This window comes from Longimonas sp. (assembly GCF_046498435.1).
Taxonomy (GTDB): Bacteria; Bacteroidota; Rhodothermia; order Rhodothermales; family Salinibacteraceae; genus Longimonas.
Genome location: NZ_JAWOAR010000308.1, coordinates 1 through 6074, shown reverse-complemented (window position 1 = coordinate 6074; position 6074 = coordinate 1). Strand labels below are relative to the sequence as shown.

2 protein-coding genes are annotated in these 6074 nt (G+C 60.2%); both read left to right on the top strand.

The annotated features are described in order from the left end of the window. Positions 1-413 precede the first annotated feature (413 nt). Complete coding sequence (locus tag R6U20_RS11840; RefSeq protein WP_410338063.1) at positions 414-2390, top strand: alpha-1,4-glucan--maltose-1-phosphate maltosyltransferase; 1977 nt, start codon at positions 414-416, stop codon at positions 2388-2390. A gap of 130 nt (positions 2391-2520) precedes the next feature. Then, on the top strand, positions 2521-5916 hold the full coding sequence (gene treS, locus R6U20_RS11835; protein ID WP_410338062.1) for a maltose alpha-D-glucosyltransferase: 3396 nt from the start codon (positions 2521-2523) through the stop codon (positions 5914-5916). Positions 5917-6074: the final 158 nt, after the last annotated feature.

Genomic DNA, 6074 nt, shown 5'->3' with positions numbered 1-6074 from the left:
CGCGGTGTGGAGCTGGCCCACGAGCGCATTCGCACCGCCATTCCCCACCGCACCACCGATGCTGCCTTCGACGCCGACCTCGACCGCTGCCGCCGGTTTGTACGTAGCTCCGCGCTGTTGAATACGGTGGGCGATGCGCTGGCTCCTATTCAGTGAGATCGGGATATGGCCCACCAGACAAGCCACACGGGTGATACTGATACCGAATCCGGGTGAAAGGATGGATGTTTTTCATCCAATCCTTCCCCCCTCCATCCCTCCACCCTTCCAACTCCCAACGAAGCATACGGAGTTGGCCTCCTTGCAGGATGCACACGAAATCTACACAATGAGGCGCATTACGCTGGCACGCGTCCTCTCCTTTTGATTAGTTTACATGGCTCTATCATCTTTCCTTGAATGCACGCTCCGTTATGGCCGATTCGAACGCTTCGCTACCCGCTTCCTGGTCGCGCATCATGATTCCCTGGGTTGCGCCCGTTATCGATGGCGGGCGCTGGCCCATCAAGCGCGTGCAGCACGAGCCGGTTACCGTCTGTGCCGGACTCATCGTGGACGGCCACGACCTCATTGCTGCCGAAATTGCGTACGGGCTGGAGGGCGACGATACTGAGCACACTGTGCCGCTGGAGGCCACCGGTAACGACACGTACGAGGCCACCTTCACGCCCACGCAGCTCGGATGTTACACCTATCAGGTGCGCGCCTGGCTCGACCGCTTTGGCACCTGGCAAGATCAGTTTGAGCGCCGCGTGCAGGGCGGTTCGCCTGCTAAGGAAATCGCCAGTGAGCTGCAAGATGGAGCCAACCTGCTCCGCCGCACCGCCGACCACACCGACCACGAGGGCGTAGCTGCCGACCTGCGCGCGGCTGCCGATGCATTTGAAAACGGCGACACCGACCGGGCGCTCAACCCGGAGCTCACCACCCTCATGCGCGCTCATGCACCTCGCGACATGGAGATTCGCAGCGAGGCATACGGCTTGCGCGTTGATCCGCGGCAGGCTCGTGAGGCCGCCTGGTACGAGTTCTTCCCCCGCTCGGCCGGTCCGCCCAACGCGCACGGAACCCTTGACGATGCCGCAAAGCTGCTGCCCCGTATCCGCGAGATGGGCTTTGACATCGTGTACCTGCCGCCCGTGCATCCCATTGGCAAAACCAACCGCAAGGGCAAAGACAATGCACCTACTGCCGAACCGGGCGACGTGGGCAGTCCGTGGGCCATAGGCGGATTTTTGGAGGACGGTACCCGCGGTGGCCACAAGAGCGTGCATCCGGAGCTTGGCGGACTCGATGCGTTCGATCGCTTTGTGGAGGCCGCTAACGACGTTGACCTGGAGGTGGCCATCGACATTGCGTTTCAGTGCTCGCCCGATCATCCCTACATCGAAGAGCATCCCGAGTGGTTCTACCAGCGGCCGGATGGGTCCATTCGCTATGCCGAGAACCCGCCGAAGACGTACGAGGATGTGCATCCGCTCAACTTTGAGTGCGACGACTGGCAGGCGCTTTGGATGGAGCTAAAGAGCGTATTCGAGTTCTGGATTGAGCGGGGCGTAACAACCTTTCGCGTCGACAATCCGCACACGAAAGTGATTCCGTTTTGGACGTGGTGCCTGCGCGAGCTCCGCAAAGACACGCCCGAGCTGGTGGTGTTGGCCGAGGCGTTTGCGCGCCCAAACACGATGTACAGCCTGGCGAAACTGGGATACAACAACTCGTACACGTACTTCACCTGGCGCAACACCAAAGAGGAGTTGCAGGAATACGCCCGCGAGCTCTTTCACACCGAAAAGGCCGAGTACTACCGCCCGAACTTCTGGCCCAACACGCCCGACATCTTGCACGACGAACTCGCACATGGCGGGCGGCCCAAACACAAGAGCCGATTTGTTCTGGCCGCCACGATGTCGCCCGTGTACGGCGTGTATGGTCCGCCGTACGAGCATGTCGACAACCGGCAGCACCCCGACCGCGAGGAGTACATGCAGAACGAGAAGTACGAGCTGCGCACCTGGAACTGGAACGACCCAACCTCGCTGCAGCCGTTTATGACGCGCATCAACCGCATCCGCCGCCATAACCCGGCGCTTCAGCAGATGCGCAACATCCAGTTTCTGGAGACGCGCAACGACCAGATCATTGCGTACGTAAAGTGGAGCGGCGACAATGTGATTCTGGTGGTCGTAAGCCTCGACCCGCATCAGGAGCAGTTCGGGCAGTTGGTGGCGAACCCGCACAGTCTGCACCTGCCCGGAGCTAACCGCCTGCGCGTGTATGACCTGCTTAACGAGGCCGCTTACGAGTGGGACGGCCATGAGCACTACCTGCACTTGACGCCGGAACAACCCGCCCACATCTTCCGCGTTGAACCCAACCATCGCCCGTAGTGGCATGCCGGGGCTCCCGTGGCCCGTGTGCATGTTGCTGGCACTTGGCGCTCCCGTGTTGCGACTGATTTTTGGTGCGGGAGCGCCCCTGTTTCGCATCCCTTCGTACCCAATGCCCCATGCTGCATCTATGCCCAACGACTTTTTGTCCGACCCGCTGTGGTACAAAGACGCCGTCATCTACGAGCTGCACGTCCGGTCGTTTTACGACTCGAATAACGATGGCTTCGGCGATTTTGCGGGATTGCGCGAAAAGCTGCCCTATCTGGATGCGCTGGGCGTAAACACGCTGTGGCTGCTTCCTTTTCTTGAGAGTCCGCTCAAAGACGATGGCTACGACACCGCCGACTACTTTAAGGTGCTGCCCATCCACGGCGACCTGAGCGACTTTCAGGCGTTTCTGGAGGAGGCGCACGGCCGCGGCATGCGCGTCATTACCGAGCTGGTGCTGAACCACACCTCTGATCAGCATCCCTGGTTTCAGGAAGCGCGCAACCCTGAATCCGACAAACACGACTGGTATGTGTGGAGCGAGACGGACGACAAGTACGAGGATGTCCGAATCATCTTCACTGACACTGAGGAGTCGAACTGGACGTGGGATGCGAAGGCGCAGAAGTACTACTGGCACCGGTTCTTTAGCCATCAGCCCGACCTCAACTTCGACAACCCGGATGTGCGGGCAAAAATGAAGGAAGTCATGTTCTTCTGGCTCGACATGGGGGTGGATGGGCTGCGCCTGGATGCCATTCCGTATCTTTACGAGCGCGAGGGCACCAACAGCGAGAATCTGCCCGAAACGATCGACTACGTCAAGGAGCTGCGCGCAGCCATCGAAGAGCGTTACGGACCCGGCAAGGTGATGCTCGCCGAGGCCAACCAGTGGCCCGAAGATACGCTGCCGTACTTTGGCGAGGACGATGACGGCACCAGTACGGGGGTGCAGATGGCGTTCAACTTTCCGATTATGCCACGCCTCTTTATGGCGCTACGACGCGAAAACCGGCGTCCGTTTGTGGAGATGCTGGAGCGCACGCGCGACATCCCCGAAGATGCGCAGTGGGCCATCTTCCTTCGTAACCATGACGAGCTGACCCTCGAAATGGTGACGGATGAGGAGCGCGATTACATGTACAATGAGTACGCCGCCGACGACCGTTTCCGCATTAACGTGGGCATTCGGCGCCGCCTTACCCCGCTTCTGGAAGGCGAGCGCCGGCGCATCGAGCTGATAAACGCGATCCTGTTCTCGCTCAAGGGCAGCCCCGTGATCTACTACGGCGACGAGATCGGGATGGGCGACGACCCCTTCCTGGGCGACCGCAACGGCGTGCGCACGCCTATGCAGTGGAGTCCCGATAAGAATGGCGGCTTCTCGCGCGCCCCGCATCACAAGCTGTTCATGCCCCCCATTAATCGGGGCGAGTACGCATTTGATGTGGTGAACGTGGAAGATGCCAACAACGACCCACATTCGCTCTTGCACTTCATGCGGCGCCTCATTGCCCTGCGCCAGCAGCACAAAAAGGTGTTTGGGCGCGGCACGCTGAAGATGCTTCCCGTTGAAAACTCAAGCATCCTTGCGTTTGTGCGCCAGCACAAAGACACCTCCATTCTTGTGTGCGCCAACCTGTCGCGCTATGCCCAGCCGGTGCAGCTTCCGCCCCACTCAGCGTTTGCGGATGCCGTACCGGTAGAGCTGTTCGGGCAGTCTCCGTTTCCAGCCTTTGAAGATGGGTCGCCGTACACCATCATGTTGGGCCCGCACGGATTCTACTGGTTTAAGCTCATTTCGCAGGAAGAACTCAACCGCCGCGCCCTTGCGGATCCGGAACCCACAGCTGCATCTCACAGCAACTCAAACCTGCCGGTGTTTTCTGTAAGTGAGGGCTTGCAGAACGTGCTCATCCCTACCATGGCACGCGGACGGCATCCCGAGCGCTTTGCCAAGGAACTACCCGAGTTTCTGGAGGCCCAGCGCTGGTACGGAAGCAAAGGCATGCGCATTGATCGTGTAGAGGTCGAAGACGCACTGCGTCTGGATACCGATCCGGTGGTCTACCTTTCCATCATTCGCGTACACCACGACGACGACACCTCTGAACTGTTCACGCTCCCGCTCTCCACCTTACCCGGCAAAGAGGGCGATGCCCTGCTTGAAGAGCATCCCGATGCAGGCATCATCTGGCTGAACACGGATGCCCAGGAGGAACATCTGCTCGTGTATGACGCCAGCGTAACTGAGAGCTTTTGGTCTACACTTTACCGCTGGTGGAGTGAAGACGGCCGCGGGCGATCGCTGCAAGGGGTATACGAGGCCCGCCTGACCCACCCCAGCCGTGCTGTACAGCCAGATACGATTCGGCTGTTTTCCGGAGAGCAAAGCAACTCCTCGGCAGTGATCGGAGATACTTCTTTCGTAAAGCTCTACCGCCGACTCGAAGACGGCACGCACCCTGAAAAAGAGCTGCTGGCCCACTTAACCGAGCACGAGTTTAGCTTCACGCCTGAGCTGCACGGAACCATCGATTTTAGCAACCATGACCGCACCTACACACTGGGCATTGTACAGGAAGCGCTCGACCTGGACAGCGATGGCTGGACGTACGCGCTACAGTCGGCGCGCCGCTTCTTGGAGCGCGTAGCTCAGACGCCGCTCCCCGAAGATGCCAAACAGCCGCCATTCCTGGGGCCTACCCACGCGCTGCAGTTGCCAGTGTCGATGGATAACGTGGCACCTGAGCTGCTCTCAATGGCTGAGGTCCTCGGGGTGCGCACCGCTGAGATGCATCAGACACTTGCCGAAGGCACCACCGATGCCCTCCGCCCCGTTGATGCGCCTGAAGACCTTGGCTCGGAGCTCCGCAGCGGCATCTGGGCGGAAGCGAAGGAGACACGCGCCCTGCTGGACAACCACGACACCCCCGAATCGCTCGATGATGATGTGTCGTGGAATGCGCTGCTGCGCTACCTTACCACGCTGAGCGACCACTCCGCCGACTGCAAGCACATCCGCCTGCATGGAGATTACCACCTGGGCCAGATTCTACGGGCCGATGGGGAGTTCTATATTCTCGACTTTGAGGGCGAACCGGCGCGCCCGTTGGAAGAACGCCGCCGCCCCAATAACGCTCTGCGCGACGTGGCGGGCATGCTCCGCTCTATGGAATACGCTGTGTTCTCCGCTTGGCAACGCTACGATGGCACCGACCCACACGCTGAAGACTGGGTGCACACGCTCCTGCGGTGGATGAATGTGACGTTCCTTGATGCGTACGCCGACACTGCCGAAGACAACTCGTTTTTGCTGCCCCGCGAGTCGCGCTACCTCTACCTGTGGGCCTACCTCGTAGAGAAAGCCCTTTACGAGGTGCGCTACGAGATCAACAACCGCCCATCGTGGGCCTGGCTGCCACTGCGCGGTCTGCACCGCCTGCTCGACGCCGCCCCCGAAGCTGAATCGGCCTTCCAAGACAGCACCAGCGCCGACGACCGCGAGGCGTCGTCGTTCTCAGGGTCGCGGTAGCTGGACTGCATGATGGGCATTGTGATATCGTGAGATTAACCACAGGACCCGGCTACGACCTTGCGTATTGAGTCCCTTCTCCCGAGGGGAGGTACGTGTTTAGCGACGTGTAGCCTGCGAACCTGTGCCGAGCGGTGTTTAGGCCAGGTTAGAGCGGG